The organism is Tateyamaria sp. GN1-10, from assembly GCF_055693845.1.
In genome coordinates this window covers 163965-179485 of record NZ_JBVFUR010000003.1, presented here as the reverse complement: position 1 = coordinate 179485, position 15521 = coordinate 163965, and the positions used below count along the sequence as shown (strand labels likewise).

Sequence of the window (15521 nt, the reverse complement as noted above, 5' to 3'; positions counted from 1 at the left end):
TTACCCTCCCAACACGTGACGAATGACAAAAACAGTGATGGCAGCCGTCGCCATGAACGTCGGAACGGCCACCAGCGACCGGACGGACAGGCGCGACAAACCGCAGACCCCGTGGCCGGACGTGCACCCGGACCCAAGGCTTGCGCCAAGCCCAACGATGACACCGCCCACAACGATCATTGCCGGGCTGATGGGTACGTTAATCGCGGGCATCTCGCCCGTGGTGACAAAGATCAATCCGGGCGCAAGGATCATGCCCACCATCAGGGCAAGACGCCACGACAGCTCCTCCCGGTTCTCGAAGAACACGGCACCTGACAGGATGCCCGTTGCGCCAAAAATGCGCCCAAGCCCCAGCATCAGAAGGACTGCACCAAGGCCGATGGCAAGCCCGCCGCCAAAAGACAGAACGGGTGTAAACGCGGTCTCCATGTCAGCAGTCCCGGCAGGTCTTGAGCCCGAGGATCGAATAGATCGGGCACATTTTCAGCGTCGATGTGGCCAACATCACGATGCCGATCGCCGCAGCACCATATTTGAACAGGGGCGCCGCAAAGAGCGGCAGACCGCTCAGAAATGCGATGTACAAAAGGCCAACGCCCAAGCCAGCGCGAAAAATGCGGTCAACAGTTCCAACGTTCACAGTCATGCGAAGTCCTCCAGCGCGTTCATTCTGTTCTCAGGATACTGGCTTGGTTCCCGCACTTCAGTGATATTGTCACCAAACTGGAAAGGATTTCCGGGGTTCAGGTGCTGTCTGCAATCGCGCGCAGGCCTTCAAGCTCTTTCAAGATGATGTGTCCGCGCGTCTGCTGGATCAGCCCGCGTTTGGAAAAGTCCTGCAACACGCGCGAGATGACCTCGCGTGCTGTGCCAAGTTCGCTGGCAAGCTGTTGGTGTGTCGCGGAAATCTGCGTGTTGTTCCCAGCCAATGCAATCAGCCGTTCAGCCAACCGCACGTCGATGCGGCCAAAGGCGACATCATCAACCACACGCAAAAGATCAATCAACCGGCGCGAATAGGCCGCGAACACAAAGCTGCGAAATGCAGGTTCTTCGGCGACCAGTCGGTCAAAGGCGAGGCGTGGCAGGATCACAGCCACAACATCCGTTTCTGCTGTGCCTTCGGCATTGTATGCCTCTTCGGCCAACATGCACGCGGTCGTCAGAACGCAGCTTTCCCCGGCCTCAACCCGGTACAGCACGATGTCTCGGCCACCCTCGGACGATTGCGACACACGGATGGTCCCATCAACCAGGAACATGAGGCTGTCCGGGATATTGTCGGGGCCAAACACCGTCTTGCCGGCTTGCAGGCGCACAATGCGCGCGCTGTGCAAGAGCCGGTCGCGCACCGTTCGCGGCAAGGCTGCCGTCCCCTGAAAGCGCTCTGTCCAGTCATCGATGCCCATCGTCCTCTGATCCTTATGTTTCGCCACCACCGGATCTGGCGCCGTGGTTCGTTTCCGATGCGGCCAGCGCGACAGGCATCTTGTCATAGCCGCTAAATACATTCATATTCGAATATAAGAATTAAATGGAGGGATTCAATGCGCCAGTCACGCCGCTCATTTCTGCAAACTGCCGCCGCGGTGCCGCTGGCAGGGATCGCGCCACGCCTCGCCCGGGCGGACGCGTCCTTGGGCGCCGCGACCCTCACCACGATCAGCGACGGCAGCCTTACGCTGCCCGGCAGCTTCATCTTCGACCCCATGCCCAAGGACGAACTGGCCCCGATCCTGACAGAATACGGTATCTCGGACGAGCGGTTGACACCGGAATGCAACCTTGCGCTTTACCGCGATGGGACGAACACCGTGCTTTTCGATGTGGGCTCCGGTCCGGACTTCATGCCAACTGCGGGCGCTATTCTCGACAGCTTAGACGCGGCCGGACTCACGCCCGAGGACATCACCCATGTCGTGTTCACCCACGCCCACCCTGATCACATCTGGGGCCTGCTCGACGAATTTGACGAACCGCTGTTCTATGACGCCACTTATAAAATGGGCCGGACCGAGTGGGATTATTGGTGGGACCCTGAAACCGTCAACACCATCGGCGACGCGCGCGCCGCTTTTGCCGTGGGCGCCAAGCGCCGGATGGAGGTGATCGAGGACAGTGTGCAGCTTTTTGACGACGGGGAAGAGATCCTGCCCGGCATTGCTGCCGTGTCGACCCCCGGTCACACGCCCGGTCACATGAGCTTCGAGCTGCGAAATGGGTCTGACAGCGCGCTGGTCATCGGGGACGCCATCGGCAATCACCACGTGGCTTTTCGCAAACCGGAATGGATCAGCGGGTCCGATCAAGACGGCACCTTGGCCGCGGCCACACGCAAGGTGCTGTTCGACCGGATCACATCCGAACAGATGCAGATCGTCGGCTTCCACCTGCCACAAGGTGGCATGGGCCGCGTGGACACGGATGCAGAGGGGTACGTGCTCGTGCCGGGTGATGTATGATGCGCTGGCTGTTTCTTTTTGCCGCACTCATCCCCCTGCCCGCCCTCGCCAGCGAGGATATCGCGGACCAGTACCCCGGCTCGTTGCTCTATTCCAAACCGGTGGAGGTGATCCCACATGTCTGGTCCGCCATCGGGGCCACAGCCCCGCCGACCTACGAGAACAGTGGCCACAACAACAACCTCAGCTTCATCGTTACCGGCGACGGCGTTGTCGTGATCAATGGCGGGGCTGCCTATCTGTTGGCCAAGGCGCTGCATGACGAGATCAAGGTGATTACCGACCAACCCGTGAAACTCGTCATCGATGAAAATGGTCAGGGCCACGCGATGCTGGGCAATTCCTACTGGGCCGAACAAGGCGTGCCAATCCTCGCCCATGTCGATGCCGCGCACGAGATCGAGGAAAACGGGCACCGTGTCCTCGAAGGCATGAAACGCTACAACCGCGACAAGGCCGAGCGCACCTTTGTCGCACCACCCACACAGACGTTCGAGGATCAGGAGATCATCGAGATAGGCGATTTCAGGATTGAGGTGCTGCACCTGGGTCCCGCACATGGCCCCGGTGATACGCAGGTCTGGCTGCCCGAGCAAAGCCTTGTGATTGCGGGCGACATGGCGTTCCACGAACGGATGCTGCCGATTTTTGCCGACACGATGACGGCCGACTGGATCGACACGTGGGAGTGCTGCTTTGAGGCCCTGAACGCCACCTATGTGATCCCCGGCCACGGCCACCCCACCAACATGGATCAGGTCCGCCGCTACACGCGTGACTACCTTGTCTACCTGCGGCAACAGATCGGAGCGCATTTAGACGCGGGCGGTGACTTGGCCAACGCCTACTACGTCGATCAGTCGCCTTACGCCCATCTTGATACATTTGAGGAGTTGGCGACCAAGAACGCTGGCCGCGTCTTTGAACAGATGGAGTTCGAATAAGGCCTTCGCATTTGCGATGGGTCAAAGCGGGCACGCGGTAATACTGGCACATCAAGCACGGGCGGACGAAGACAGGAGCGTACGGTGCTGGAATCCCTGATTGACCGGTTCGGTGACCCGGCGGTGATGTGCGCAGCGGGCCTGTTCGTCGGACTTCTCTTTGGGGCTACGGCCCTGCATTCCAGGTTTTGCTTGCGCGCCGCCGCGGTCGAGGTGTCAGAGGGCCAGTCCGGGCCCCGCCTCGCCGTTTGGTTGGTGGCGTTCTTTGCCGCATTGGTCACGGTACAGGCCACGATCCTCACCGGCGCACTTGACACCAGCGATGCCCGCCAACTGGCGGCTACAGGTAGCCTGTCGGGCGCAATCATTGGTGGGCTGATGTTCGGTGCAGGCATGATCCTTGCCCGCGGGTGCGTCAGCCGGCTTCTGGTTTTGTCCGCCACGGGGAACCTGCGGGCCATCATGACTGGGCTTGTCGTGACAATCGTGGCACAGGCAGCGCTCAGCGGCGCGCTGTCTCCAGTGCGGGAAGCGCTCGCTTTGGTGTGGACCGTTCCTGGTGGGTCTGCCCGCAGTGTTACGGCCATGATGGGAATGGGATTGGCCACGCTGACCACTGTCGCCGCGGTCGCCTTTGTGGTTTCTGTAGTCTTTGGCCGCCTGCACCGCGTGCCCTTGTCAGAACTTGCTGCTGCTGCCCTCGTCGGCGTCGCCGTCTGTATCGGGTGGGCGGCGACATATGCCATCTCTCAAGTGTCATTCGAGGTGATCGCGGTGCAATCTGTCACCTTCACCGGCCCTTCCACCGACACGCTCATGGCGCTCGTTGCTGCCCCTAACGTGATCCCCAGCTTCGGCCTGGGCCTTGTCCCGGGTGTGTTCGTTGGCGCCCTTCTTGCAGCGCTCATCAAGGGTGAGGCGCGTGTTCAACGCTTTGATGCAGACACTCCGATGGAGCGCTATCTCGTCGGCGGTGTCCTCATGGGCTTTGGCAGTATGCTTGCAGGTGGCTGCGCGGTCGGCGCGGGCATGGCCGGCGGGTCCATCATGGCGCTGACGGCGTGGGTCGCGGTCTTCTGCATGTGGCTTGGCGCAATGATCACGCATCGCTGGATGGCGTCACGCTCTCAACGGGTTCAATCGGCCTGAACAGTTCTACTGTGCGGCCATCGGCCGACGGGCGAGCTGACACTTGGTCCATAATTCTTCAAGGGCGGCCACCAACCGCTCCACGTCCGCTTCGCTGTGCACAGGTGATGGCGTAATGCGCAGGCGCTCTGTCCCCGCGGGGACAGTTGGATAGTTGATGGGTTGGATATAGATTCCATGGTCTCTGAGCAGCGTGTCCGAGATGAATTTGCACTTCACCGGATCACCCACCATCACCGGGATGATGTGACTTAGATTGTCGATGTGCGGCAGTCCGATCTTATCCAGCCGTGCGCGCACTTGCGCGACCCGCGCCTGTTGGGCTGCACGCTCGGTGGTACTTTGTTTCAGATGCCGGATGGACGCCACAGCCCCTGCCGCGACAGCAGGCGGCAAGGCAGTGGTAAAGATGAACCCGCTGGCAAAGGACCGAACGAAATCGCACAGTTCAGCCGAGGCCGCGATGTACCCGCCCATGATGCCAAAGGCTTTGCCCAAGGTCCCTTCGATCACCGTCAACCGATCCATCAAGCCTTCACGCTCGGCCACACCGCCACCGCGCGGGCCGTAGAGACCTACGGCGTGCACCTCGTCCAGATAGGTCATTGCGTTGTAGCGATCAGCTAGATCACAAATTTCGGCAATGGGGGCGATATCCCCGTCCATGGAATAGACGCTCTCGAACGCGATCAACTTGGGGGCGTTGGCAGGCAGCGCGGCCAACTTCGCCTCAAGATCAGCAACATCGTTGTGCTTCCAGATTACCTTGTGCGCGCGGCTATGGCGGATGCCCTCGATCATGGAGGCATGGTTCAATTCGTCCGACAACACGATACAGCCGGGAATACGCGACGCGAGTGTGCCCAACGCAGCCCAGTTCGACACGTAGCCGGAGGTGAAGAGCAGCGCCGCCTCTTTCCGGTGCAGATCAGCCAGTTCCGCCTCAAGCAACACGTGGTCGTGGGTCGTGCCCGAGATGTTGCGCGTACCACCGGCCCCGGCCCCTGTACGGTCAAGCGCTTCGTGCATGGCGTCCAGCACAACGGGATGCTGACCCATGCCCAGATAGTCGTTGGAACACCAGATCGTCACCTCGCCCGGCCCGTCGTGGCAGGTGGCTGCAGGAAAGGCGCCCCGGTGGCGTTCAAGCTCTGCAAAGTCACGGTAGTTGCCGCTGTCACGCAGGGCGTCCAGCTCGGTCCGGAAAAAATCGGTGTAGTTCATCAGTTCTCCACGGCATCCGCGATAATGTCGGCCAGCAAGGCCTGTACTTTCTGCATCTCGCCTTGCGGGTATTCGCGGTAGCCAATCATGACGCCATCAGCGTTCTCGGCCACGAAGATGCCATAGGGGCAATGCGCGATATTCATCGGGTCGGTTTCCATCACCTCTCGTGACACCACGGCTGAGCAGAAGATGAAGATATCCGCCTCTTTGAACAACTCCACATCGCTGCCTACATCCGCGCCCGTACGGTTCAGCATCTCGCCGGTGTGGCTGACATAGTCGATCACGAGACCCTTGCCGACAATTGCGCTTTCCACGGCAAAGGCCGCGTCGTCGAAACTGCCGTCGAAGGGCACCGTAATTGCAGTTTCGGCATGGGCAGCGCTGGCAAGGCCCAGCGTGATGGCAAGAATGATCTGTTTCATCTTATCCTCCTGATCATGCCGCAGAATTGCATGGATGTGCGGGCGGGACCTTGAGAAGTATCAAGGCCCCGCCACGATCTCAGACAGATGCGCCGAACATGTCGGCGGTGATGCCTGCGTACCAGCCTTCGGATTCTTCGTAAGTGGCTTTGCGCACGTCCGAGGTTTCGCCGGTTTGCGAGATGAACCCATCCACCTTTGCGATCTTCTCTGCGGTCGCTTCGTATGTTGCGCCAACCTTCACGCCGTCATTGGCATCAATGAGTGACCAGCATGTGTTGGAGAACTTGGCCGGGAACACCTTGGACCCCGTCAGCGCGCCGCGTACGGCATTAGCGCAAACCTTGGCCTGACTGTTGGCCGAAAAGCCGGACTTGGGCATGTCGCCCTGCTGGCTTGCGTCGCCCAGGACATGGATGTCCGGGTCCGCTTTGCTCGACATATCAACCGCGTTGACAGGCGCCCAGTTGCCATCGGTCACGCCTGCGATCTCGGCAATTCGGCCCGCTTTCATCGCAGGGATCACATTGCAGACATCCGCCTTGGTTTCTTCGCCGTCGATGGTCACGGTCATCGCTGCGGGGTCTACAGACACTTCGCCACCGCCAAAGTCTTCACCGATCCAGTCCACCATTCCGGCGTAGTGGTTGTTCCATCCTTCCTGGAACAGGGCCATCTTCGAGAATTTCGGCTTTGGGTCGGCCACGATGATCTTGGCCGTCGGATTGTTGGTCTTGAGGTAGTGCGCGATCATAGATACGCGCTCGTATGGACCAGGTGGGCAGCGATAGGGGTTTGGCGGGGCGACCATGGCAAAGGTACCGCCCTCAGGCATTGCCTTGAGCTGTGCCTTCAACAATTCGGTTTGGGACCCGCCCTTGTAAGCATGGGGCATGGCGTTCTGTGCGCTCAGATCCCAACCGTCCACCGCACCGTCGACAAAGTCGATACCGGGCGACAGGATCAGCTTGTCGTAAGGCAGGCTGCCACCACCGGCGAGGGTGACCGTCTTGGCGTCGCGATCCACACCCACGGCCCAGTCATGCACCACGTTCACGCCGCCCGCGGCAAGACCGCCATAGCTGTGGCCCAGGTCGTCGATTTCCTTGATGCCGCCCAGATACAGGTTCGAGAAGAAGCAGGTGTAGTAGGTGCGCGTAGGCTCGATCAGGGTCACATCAACCGCGCCCTTGCTGTCCTTGGCGACATAGCGGGCGGCTGTTGCACCCCCGGCACCGCCGCCGATCACGATCACGCGCGGCTTGCCTTGCGCGCGCACCATCGGGGCCGCAAGACTGGCGGCCGCGACGGCAGAAGTTCCAAGGAACGTCCGTCTGTTGAAAATCATATCTATATCCTCCCTAGGGTTGCCTCAGTTCTCGAGGTCTTTGAAATATGCAGCGAGAGCCGCGATCTCTTCGTCTCCCAGCCGTCCGGCGATCATCTGCATGACCGGGTGGTTGCGCTGTTTTTTCTTGTAGGCGTGCATGGCGACGACAAACTGATCCTCGGGCCAGAGCGTGATGGACGGGATGCCCTCGTCGCTGCCGGCTGCCTGGTGGCAGGTGGTGCATTCACCGCTTAGATACGCACCGTATTCCGGGTCACCTTTGAGAGCGAGGATGGCGGGATCAAGGTCATGATCCACCGCCTGAGCTGTCGGATCCGCCTCGGGGATGTCAGCGGGATTGTCGGAGAATTGGCGCAGATACACGATCAGGTGCGTGCGATCCTGCGGGTCTTTGACCCCTCGAAAACTCATGCGCGTGCCACTGGTCATGGCACGTGGGTTTTCCAGAAACACATCCAGTGTTTCGACGTGCCATTCCAGACCACCGGCACCCGCACGCTGGAAACTTTTAGAATACTTGAAGTTATCCAGACCTGCCGCTTTTCGACCGAATAGGCCGTTCAGATGCGGGCCGCTCCGATTTTTGGCCCCGGCGCCCACCTGATGGCAGCCCTTGCATTGCTGAAACACCTTCTCGCCCACTTCCGCATCACCTGTTTCGGCTTGGCAGGGCCATGCCATCAAAACCGCAACGGCCAAAGGCATCAGAAATCGAAAAACGCGCATCACGATCACTTCGCAAAGCTCGCGAGATATTTGGCGATGGCGTCCAGATCCTCGTCCTTCTTCAGACCGGCAAAGGCCATCTTGGTGCCCTTCATGTAAGACTTGGGCTTGGCCAGGAATGCGACCATTTCTTCGGCCGTCCACTCCTTGCCCTCGGCATTCGCTTCGGCAAAACCGTCCGAATACTTGAACCCTTCGACCGATCCCATGGTCCGCCCCATGATGCCGTTCAGTTGAGGACCGACCTTGTTCTGCGCCCCGTCGCCGACCGCGTGGCAGGCAGAGCATTTGCGGAACACCTTTTCACCGTGTTTCAGCAGTGCGTCGCCGTCGCTTGCCGCGGCGGTCTGGGTCGGTGCGGGTGCCGGCACCGCTTCGGGTTTGGGTGCAGCGACCGGGATGAAAGACGGTCCAGCGGCGGAAAAGGTCGGCAAGTCGTCTACCGTAGCGTGGTTCATGACTGAGTTCGAACCCCCTTCGGGCGGCGTTTCCACAAGGAACACCGACCGCATGGAGATCTCGACCTCGTCCTTGCAGTTTTCCATGCAAGGTTCGGTGCGCCACTCGGTGTATTCTTCCTCTGCCCGGTCATCGACAATGAACCCATCGGCATTGTGCATGGGAACATCCATGAAAGTCTCGCGACTGAGCACGAAATCATCATCGACCATATCATTCGAATAAAGAATGTAGGCGACGATGGCATAGGTCTCGTCCGGCGTCAGTGTACCAGCCCCGCCAAAGGGCATGGAACGGTGGACGTAGTCCCAAACGGTCGACAGGTAGGGCCAATAACTGCCCACCGTCTTGACTGGATCCTCGTCCGCCAACGTGTCGAACCCACCGGCCAGCACAGGCCAGTTGTCCACGCCTTCGGCAAAGTCGCCATGGCAGGACGCGCAATAGTCGACGAATACCTCTTCGCCGGTCCACACGTCACCGCTGCCCTCGGGCAGGCCGCGCCCATCGGGCAGGACATCCACGTCCCACGCCGCGATTTCTTCGGGATGCGCGGCGCGGCCCAGACCGTATCGCCCTTCAATCCGCGGCGCAGGTTCCGCAACCGGACCACCGGCAGCGCGGGTTGCGGCGGCGACCTGTATCTCGGCCACTTGCTGTTCCAGTTCAGTCGCGCGGGCCGCTTCGGCTTTGGCCACCTCGGACGCTGCATTTGCCTGCGCCGACACCTGTTCAACCCGTGTCTCAAGCGTGTCGATCTTGTCGGCAGCGTAGTCGCGGTTCATCAGACCAAATGCCGCCCCAAGAACAACGGCCGTGCCCCCAAGCGCGGGAAGGAGGAAATTAGGAGACTTCGACATTCTCGGCGATCCCTTCTGCGTTCACGTACCAGGTCTGGATACAGTTATTGTGGTAGACCGAGTTTTCGCCACGCTGTTCGCGCAACTGTTCCTTGGTCGGTTGGACGTATCCGGTGTCGTCCATAGCCCGGGACTGCAGCAACATCGGCGCGCCGTCCCAGTCCATGTCCAGGTAGAAGCGCGTGAGCGCCTTGGTGTCGCCCTGCTTGCCTAGACGAGCGGTTTCCCAGGTGATGCCGCCGTCCTTTGACACGTCCACGCGCGTGATCTTTCCATGGCCAGACCAGGCAAGGCCGGAGATGACCAGTGGTCCTTTGCCGTGGTTGATCGGCATTTGTGGACTGGGCGAGGTGATGACGGATTTCGCATCCATCTCCCACGTCCATTTTCGGGCGGTGCCGTCCTCCAGCACATCTGTGTACTTGCTGGTTTCCTCGCGGCTTTCCACAGCCATGTCAGTCACTTCGATGCGGCGTAGCCATTTGACCCACATGTTGCCTTCCCACCCCGGCACGACGAGGCGAACCGGGTACCCGTGCTCCATACGCAAGGCCTCGCCGTTGGCCTTGAACGCGACAAGCACGTCGTCCAAGGCTTTCTCCATTGGGATGGACCGCCCATTTGAGGACGCATCGGCGCCTTCGACATACACCCATTTGTCGGGATTCACATCGGCGCCCGCCTCTTTCAGCAGGGTCCGCAGTGGCACGCCGGTATATTCCATGTTGTGGATCATACCGTGGGTGAACTGTACGCCGTTCAGTTGCGCGCCCGCCCATTCCATACCCGTATTGGCGGCGCATTCGCAGAAGTAGACGTGGTTTTCGCGCGGAAAGCGTTCCAGATCGTCATAGGTGAAGACCAGCGGTTGATCGACCAAGCCGTTAATCATCAGCCTATAATCAGGTTTCGCCAGTTCGATCGCACCCGAGTGGTGGCGTTCAAATGCACAACCCTGCGGCGTGATCGTCCCCTCAAGCGCGTGGATCGGCGTGAAGTTGATGGATGAGATGGGCGAGGCGGTCAGCCATTCCACATTGCGGCGCACCACGTGGCTCTCAAAGCTGATCGGCATGCCATAAGGCGTCTCGTCCACGCCGACGCCCGTGTAGCTGGCCCAATCCTGCAATTCGGTGATCAGCGGATCGGGTCCACTTGCTGCTGCCGCCCCGGTCATCGACCCTGCGGCCGCAGCGGCAGAGCCGCGAAGGAAGGCCCGCCGGGATGGTTTGAAGCTCTCATCCATGGTCTAGATTTCCCCTGATTAAACGCCGGTCACGACGACGCTGTTGTTGTTCTGATTGACGGTCACGGTGCCTATCTTGGCGATATGGCTTTCCACCACGTCCCAGATCTGTGGCCCCTCTGTGTCCTCGTTGACCGAGGCCCAACCCGCCGCCACGTAGCTGCGTGTGGGATCGATCAGTTCGCCCGTGCCAAGCAGAGTCATGTTGCTGATGCGGCTTCCCTGCGGTTGGCTGACGTCGACGTGGTAGCCAAGCCCACCAGTGCGGACCATATCGCCGCCTTGCTGGTAATAGGGGTCGGGGTTGAAGATGTTATCGGCCACGTCCTCGAGCACGACCTTCAGGAATTCGCCGGTCATTTCCGTGCGATAGGCTTTGCCGTAGGTCATGGAGGTCACATTGAAGATATCCTCGCGCGTGATGTCCTCGCCGGGTATCAGGGACGGCCCCCAACGCACGCCAGGGCTCAGTGCAATCTCGGCATCCCGCTCGGCCAATAGCGCATCGCAGATCAGATCATCCCACGTACCGTTGAAGTTGCCACGCCGGTAAAGAAGGCTGTCAGTCTGCCCGATCACCTCGGACATTTCTGCCTCGAATGGTGCGCGCTGTTCATCGATCAGCGCAGCCATGTCAGCGTCGGCAGAGATCACATCGGAGAAAATCGGGATCAGCTTGGACTTGTAGCCCAGCACCCGACCGTTCCGGATGTCGAGGTCGATGCGGGTGACGAACTTGCCGTTCGAACCAGAAGGGAAGATCAGCGTGTTGCCTGACAAAACGGGTTCGGGCAGGGCGTCATGAGTGTGGCCAGACAGGATCACGTCGATGCCAGTGACCACGGTTGCCATCTTCTTGTCCACGTCGAAGCCATTGTGGCTGAGCACGACCACGCATTCCGCACCAAGGCTGCGCACCTCGTCCACCATGGCCTGCATGTTCTCGTCCCTGATACCAAAGGCGTACTCAGGGAACATCCAGCCGGGGTTCGCGATGGGCATGTAGGGGAACGCCTGACCGATCACGGCGATCTTGGTGCCGCCGCGTTCGAACATCTTGTAGGGCGGGAACAGTTCGGTCGGCTCATCCCACTCAACGTCAAAGATATTCTGGCCGAGCGCCGCGAAGGAAGGGACTCAACGAGCTCGGCCACCCGCTCGGAACCCAGCGTGAATTCCCAGTGGAACGTCATCGCGTCGGGCTCCAGCGCATTCATGACATTGACCATGTCCTGGCCGTGGGTCTTGAGGCAGGTATAGGACCCGTGCCACGTGTCGCCACCGTCCAGCAGGATCGCGTCGGGGCGGTCGGCACGAATAGCCTTGACCACCGTTGCAACGTGGTCGATGCCACCGACACGCCCATAAGCCTGCGCCAAGGACGAAAAGTCACCCGAACTCAGCGCGTAATGCGAAGGCGAGCCATCGTCGATCCCATATAGCTTTCGGAACTCCGCACCGGTCACGTGAGGGACAGCCCCTTTGTTGCCGCCCACTCCGATATTGACGGAGGGTTCGCGGAAATAGATGGGTTTCAGCTGCGCATGAATGTCCGTGACATGGATCAGCGAGACGTTTCCGAAGGTGTCGAACTGCAGCAACTGATCCTGCGTCAGCGTCTGTTGGGCCGCCAACCGCGCCCATTTGCCAAAACCGGAGGTTCCAACCAGCGCAGACGCCGCCATCCCAACTTGAAGAAAATCCCTGCGCGAGATCATGATGCGTGTCCCTTAATACATATGCGTATGTTTGAATTAATACGCCTAAAAAAGGGGCGTCACCCGCAGGCACGCCCCTTGATCTGGTTTACTGGCGAACCGCTGGCGTTTCGATATCCAGCCCGTTGGCACGGCTTGCCACATAAAGCTCAAGCGCTTTGAACTCTTCCGACCCTTCGGCAAAGGTCTCGGCCCGCGTATCGCGGATACAGCCACGGAAACGGTTGTGGCGCGAAATCAGCTTAGCCTGTTTGAGGCGGTATGTCGGAAAGCCGTTGATCTGGCCCTGGCTCAGATGGTCGGCCCTGATCATGTTGCCGTAGTTGTTTTCATGGCAATTGGAGCAGGACAGCTCAAGCTGACCATAGCGGGTATAGTAGATTTCTTTGCCATTCTCCCAGAACGGTGCTGCGTCTCCATCTATGGCCACGTCCATGGGCATTCCACGCGACTGCAGACCGATCAGGGCAACCATCGCCTGCATGTCCGCTCCCGACCACTTCCATGGCTCAGCACCCATCACGTCCTGGCGGTGGGTATTGATCAGATCTTCCATCACGACCAGCTTGCCATCGACAACCTTGGGCATCTTGGCATGCAGCCCTACAAATTCTTCGGGGCCATCCGTGTGGCACGAGGCACAGGACTTGCCCTCGGTCCCGTCAACCGCGTTGAACAGGTCGATGCCCTGATCGACGAATATCATCGCCGGGTTGTCAAAATCATCGACCTGAAGCGCTTGTGTTTCTGGTGTCCGGAAGCGCCAGCCTGAATAAATCGTGCTGACATTTTCAAGATGTGCCGGTGCGTCGGTTTCTGTGACAAAGGTCTCGCCGTCGATCGACAGCGTGCTATTATCCTGCGCGATCGCAACTCCGGCCATTCCGATGACGGCCACTGCTATCCATGGTTTCAAGTTCATTTTTTCCCTCCCTGGCGAGATCCCTGTCCTCTTACGAGACTTCGATCTTCTTGCTTTCCTCGTAGACGTCACCGTCGTCGTCGTACCAGGTGAATTTGAACTCACCAGATTCCGGAACAATTGCCTCGAACTGGAAATACGGGTTAGTCGAAATCGCCGGCTCCAACGCGACATCAATCACGTTCTGGCCGTTAAAGTCTGCGGTGAAGCGATTGATGATCGACCGCGGGATGATGTTGCCATCATCGTCCTTGCGCTGACCACTTTCCATCTTGTGGCTGATCAGGGTTTTGATCGTTATCGTGTCACCCGCTGATGCGGTTTTCGGGACCTTGACGCGGGGTTTTACACCAGATGCCATGTTCTTTCTCCTCGTCTTGTCTGATCAGCCGCCGCAGCCGCCAATGGTCACTTTCACGTTGGCCGATGCCTTCTGGAACGACCCATCCTCCATTTCGGCAATGGCAACGACATTCTGTGTTGCGGCCAGGCGGATACGGGTGGACGCACTGCGCGAGGCGCTGAGCGGGCCGAACTTGAAGGTCGCAACGTTGGGCACCGGGTTGCCGTCGGCATAAAGCGTGATGGCAACGGCACCGGGGGCCGACACTTCGATCGGGACGGTGTTGCCGTTCTCTGCAATTTCGGGCGCCGTGATCGTCACAGCACCTTCGCCAAGGTCCGCGCCACCCGTCAGTTCCGCAATCGCGTCATCCGTCAGGCTGGCAAAGGCCGGAAGACCGGTCAGGCTCGACAGCGCGACTGCGCCAGAGCCAAGTACAAGCAATTTTCGCCGTGTCAGTTCCATGGAACGCTCCAGTTGTCTCGAGTTACTCGAATTTCAGGGTCACAAGGAACGCAACGACGTCCTCGATCTCCTGAGCTGTCAAAAGGGGTTGCACCTCGCCTTCACCATGGGCCTTGCCGGTGTAGGCATCGCCAAGGCGGATGAACCCGTTTGTCTTGTAGAACGATGGCATCACAGTGCCGTCGAACATCATCTTTGCGTCAGCCACGATGCCCCGCAGTTCTGCCTCGTTCCAGCGGTCCGCAACTCCGTCGAGCGGTGGGCCGACCTCTCCGTGGAAAGGCAGGTCCGACAGCGCCTCGACTGAATGACACGCAATGCAATTGCCCGATCCCTTGTTCATCAGGATCGCACCGTTGGCCGCATCACCCGGTGTGCCACTCAAGGATGAGGCAATCGCGCCATCCTCGAACACCACTGCGGTGGGTTTCACGGCCTCTGCGCTGACGACAGAGGCTATCAGCGCTGCGGCCAGACCAAGTCCAATTCCGTATTTCATGTGCCCTCCCTTGGACGATTCCCGTCCGTTCTTGGGGGTACACTATCGTACACATTCACGATTGAGCAATATCAAATTCAACTACATGAATTTTTATATCTGTTTGCAAACGCAGCATTGGGCGCAACAATTGTTTCGCGCTTGCAGCATCGCTCAGCCGTTCTGTTCCTCGAACTTGCGTGCGTGGTACTTCTGGAACGGCTCATCGCCTTCGTATCCTTTGTCCACGACCCAGTTCAGCATGTTGAAGGTGGTCCAGCGTCCAAATGCACCGGGCATGTTGGCAACGGCTGCTTGCGTTGCCATTACATCATCGCCCACCTCTTCGGGAAAGAAGTATATGCTGGGCGTAAACAGTGCACCCCAGCGTTTGACCATATCCTTTTCGGGCAACACCGTGCCGTCAAAGTCGGTGACTTCTACATCGCCAAACATGTTGATCTGTACGACGAAAAAGTTGTCCTCGATGTATTGCGAGATCTCGGGGATCACAAAGACTTCCTCGTGCATCTTCTTGCAGTAGATGCAGCCGCGCTGTTCGACCAGAACCATCAGGCGTTTGCCCTCTGCATTGGCTTCGTCCAGATCTTCTGTCAGGTCCTTGAACGTGTCGCGCATCCACGATGCTTTGTGCAGCCCGTCATCCCCCAATTCGGCAGCCGTCGTTGGAATGGCAAGGCACAGGGCGGTCAGCAGTGCAATCAGTCGAAACATGGTATCCT

At 59.3% G+C, this 15521-nt stretch carries 17 protein-coding genes and 1 pseudogene; 3 read left to right on the top strand and 15 right to left on the bottom strand.

Annotated features, from left to right (window positions below):
* From ACZ1HN_RS01470 to ACZ1HN_RS01460, 3 genes are all read right to left on the bottom strand, one after another.
* Positions 1-432: a YeeE/YedE family protein gene (locus tag ACZ1HN_RS01470; protein WP_299604997.1), complete on the bottom strand. Its 432-nt coding sequence runs from the start codon at positions 430-432 to the stop codon at positions 1-3.
* A 1-nt stretch (position 433) separates the two neighbouring features.
* On the bottom strand, positions 434-649 hold the full coding sequence (locus ACZ1HN_RS01465) for a YgaP family membrane protein (protein WP_299206328.1): 216 nt from the start codon (positions 647-649) through the stop codon (positions 434-436).
* 97 nt (positions 650-746) lie between these two features.
* On the bottom strand, positions 747-1412 hold the full coding sequence (locus ACZ1HN_RS01460) for a Crp/Fnr family transcriptional regulator (RefSeq protein WP_472726184.1): 666 nt from the start codon (positions 1410-1412) through the stop codon (positions 747-749).
* 138 nt (positions 1413-1550) lie between these two features.
* On the opposite strand from ACZ1HN_RS01460, the gene ACZ1HN_RS01455 reads away from it, so the two are divergent.
* From ACZ1HN_RS01455 to ACZ1HN_RS01445, 3 genes are all read left to right on the top strand, one after another.
* On the top strand, positions 1551-2465 hold the full coding sequence (locus ACZ1HN_RS01455) for an MBL fold metallo-hydrolase (RefSeq protein ID WP_472726183.1): 915 nt from the start codon (positions 1551-1553) through the stop codon (positions 2463-2465).
* Positions 2465-3409, top strand: coding sequence for an MBL fold metallo-hydrolase (locus tag ACZ1HN_RS01450; protein WP_472726265.1), 945 nt, complete (start codon positions 2465-2467; stop codon positions 3407-3409). Before ACZ1HN_RS01455 ends, ACZ1HN_RS01450 begins: the two co-directional genes overlap by 1 nt.
* 84 nt (positions 3410-3493) lie before the next feature.
* The gene (locus ACZ1HN_RS01445) at positions 3494-4558 is read left to right on the top strand and encodes a YeeE/YedE family protein (RefSeq protein WP_472726182.1); all 1065 of its coding nucleotides are present in this window, start codon (positions 3494-3496) and stop codon (positions 4556-4558) included.
* Between the two features lie 6 nt (positions 4559-4564).
* Here the strand turns inward: ACZ1HN_RS01445 and hemA are convergent, their stop codons facing one another.
* From hemA to ACZ1HN_RS01385, 12 genes and pseudogenes are all read right to left on the bottom strand, one after another.
* Positions 4565-5782 (bottom strand): 5-aminolevulinate synthase, encoded by a 1218-nt coding sequence (gene hemA / locus ACZ1HN_RS01440; RefSeq protein ID WP_472726181.1) that lies wholly within the window; start codon positions 5780-5782, stop codon positions 4565-4567.
* Positions 5782-6210, bottom strand: a complete 429-nt coding sequence (locus ACZ1HN_RS01435) for a DUF302 domain-containing protein (protein WP_472726180.1) — start codon at positions 6208-6210, stop codon at positions 5782-5784. Before ACZ1HN_RS01435 ends, hemA begins: the two co-directional genes overlap by 1 nt.
* 79 nt (positions 6211-6289) lie before the next feature.
* Positions 6290-7558: an FCSD flavin-binding domain-containing protein gene (locus ACZ1HN_RS01430; RefSeq protein WP_472726179.1), complete on the bottom strand. Its 1269-nt coding sequence runs from the start codon at positions 7556-7558 to the stop codon at positions 6290-6292.
* 24 nt (positions 7559-7582) lie between these two features.
* Positions 7583-8266 (bottom strand): c-type cytochrome, encoded by a 684-nt coding sequence (locus ACZ1HN_RS01425; RefSeq protein WP_472726178.1) that lies wholly within the window; start codon positions 8264-8266, stop codon positions 7583-7585.
* 26 nt (positions 8267-8292) lie between these two features.
* Positions 8293-9606: a c-type cytochrome gene (locus tag ACZ1HN_RS01420; RefSeq protein ID WP_472726177.1), complete on the bottom strand. Its 1314-nt coding sequence runs from the start codon at positions 9604-9606 to the stop codon at positions 8293-8295.
* Positions 9590-10852, bottom strand: a complete 1263-nt coding sequence (soxC, locus tag ACZ1HN_RS01415) for a sulfite dehydrogenase (RefSeq protein WP_472726176.1) — start codon at positions 10850-10852, stop codon at positions 9590-9592. The genes ACZ1HN_RS01420 and soxC overlap by 17 nt, the downstream gene beginning before the upstream one ends.
* An 18-nt stretch (positions 10853-10870) precedes the next feature.
* Positions 10871-12570 (bottom strand): annotated as a pseudogene (gene soxB / locus ACZ1HN_RS01410) (thiosulfohydrolase SoxB).
* 88 nt (positions 12571-12658) lie between these two features.
* Entirely contained in the window at positions 12659-13492 is an 834-nt protein-coding gene (soxA, locus tag ACZ1HN_RS01405; protein ID WP_472726175.1) for a sulfur oxidation c-type cytochrome SoxA, read from the bottom strand.
* A gap of 31 nt (positions 13493-13523) precedes the next feature.
* Complete coding sequence (gene soxZ, locus ACZ1HN_RS01400; RefSeq protein WP_299206346.1) at positions 13524-13853, bottom strand: thiosulfate oxidation carrier complex protein SoxZ; 330 nt, start codon at positions 13851-13853, stop codon at positions 13524-13526.
* Positions 13854-13877: 24 nt separating this feature from the next.
* Entirely contained in the window at positions 13878-14300 is a 423-nt protein-coding gene (gene soxY, locus ACZ1HN_RS01395; RefSeq protein ID WP_472726174.1) for a thiosulfate oxidation carrier protein SoxY, read from the bottom strand.
* A 22-nt stretch (positions 14301-14322) separates the two neighbouring features.
* Positions 14323-14799, bottom strand: a complete 477-nt coding sequence (gene soxX / locus ACZ1HN_RS01390) for a sulfur oxidation c-type cytochrome SoxX (RefSeq protein WP_472726173.1) — start codon at positions 14797-14799, stop codon at positions 14323-14325.
* A 153-nt stretch (positions 14800-14952) separates the two neighbouring features.
* Positions 14953-15513: a SoxW family protein gene (locus tag ACZ1HN_RS01385; protein ID WP_472726172.1), complete on the bottom strand. Its 561-nt coding sequence runs from the start codon at positions 15511-15513 to the stop codon at positions 14953-14955.
* Positions 15514-15521: the final 8 nt, after the last annotated feature.

Coding starts and splice junctions, on each gene's coding strand:
- ACZ1HN_RS01470 (WP_299604997.1), bottom strand. CDS start 432: ATGGAGACCGCGTTTACACCCGTTCTGTCTTTTGGCGGCGGGCTTGCC.
- ACZ1HN_RS01465 (WP_299206328.1), bottom strand. CDS start 649: ATGACTGTGAACGTTGGAACTGTTGACCGCATTTTTCGCGCTGGCTTG.
- ACZ1HN_RS01460 (WP_472726184.1), bottom strand. CDS start 1,412: ATGGGCATCGATGACTGGACAGAGCGCTTTCAGGGGACGGCAGCCTTG.
- ACZ1HN_RS01455 (WP_472726183.1), top strand. CDS start 1,551: ATGCGCCAGTCACGCCGCTCATTTCTGCAAACTGCCGCCGCGGTGCCG.
- ACZ1HN_RS01450 (WP_472726265.1), top strand. CDS start 2,465: ATGCGCTGGCTGTTTCTTTTTGCCGCACTCATCCCCCTGCCCGCCCTC.
- hemA (WP_472726181.1), bottom strand. CDS start 5,782: ATGAACTACACCGATTTTTTCCGGACCGAGCTGGACGCCCTGCGTGAC.
- ACZ1HN_RS01435 (WP_472726180.1), bottom strand. CDS start 6,210: ATGAAACAGATCATTCTTGCCATCACGCTGGGCCTTGCCAGCGCTGCC.
- ACZ1HN_RS01430 (WP_472726179.1), bottom strand. CDS start 7,558: ATGATTTTCAACAGACGGACGTTCCTTGGAACTTCTGCCGTCGCGGCC.
- ACZ1HN_RS01425 (WP_472726178.1), bottom strand. CDS start 8,266: ATGCCTTTGGCCGTTGCGGTTTTGATGGCATGGCCCTGCCAAGCCGAA.
- ACZ1HN_RS01420 (WP_472726177.1), bottom strand. CDS start 9,606: ATGTCGAAGTCTCCTAATTTCCTCCTTCCCGCGCTTGGGGGCACGGCC.
- soxC (WP_472726176.1), bottom strand. CDS start 10,852: ATGGATGAGAGCTTCAAACCATCCCGGCGGGCCTTCCTTCGCGGCTCT.
- soxA (WP_472726175.1), bottom strand. CDS start 13,492: ATGAACTTGAAACCATGGATAGCAGTGGCCGTCATCGGAATGGCCGGA.
- soxZ (WP_299206346.1), bottom strand. CDS start 13,853: ATGGCATCTGGTGTAAAACCCCGCGTCAAGGTCCCGAAAACCGCATCA.
- soxY (WP_472726174.1), bottom strand. CDS start 14,300: ATGGAACTGACACGGCGAAAATTGCTTGTACTTGGCTCTGGCGCAGTC.
- soxX (WP_472726173.1), bottom strand. CDS start 14,799: ATGAAATACGGAATTGGACTTGGTCTGGCCGCAGCGCTGATAGCCTCT.
- ACZ1HN_RS01385 (WP_472726172.1), bottom strand. CDS start 15,513: ATGTTTCGACTGATTGCACTGCTGACCGCCCTGTGCCTTGCCATTCCA.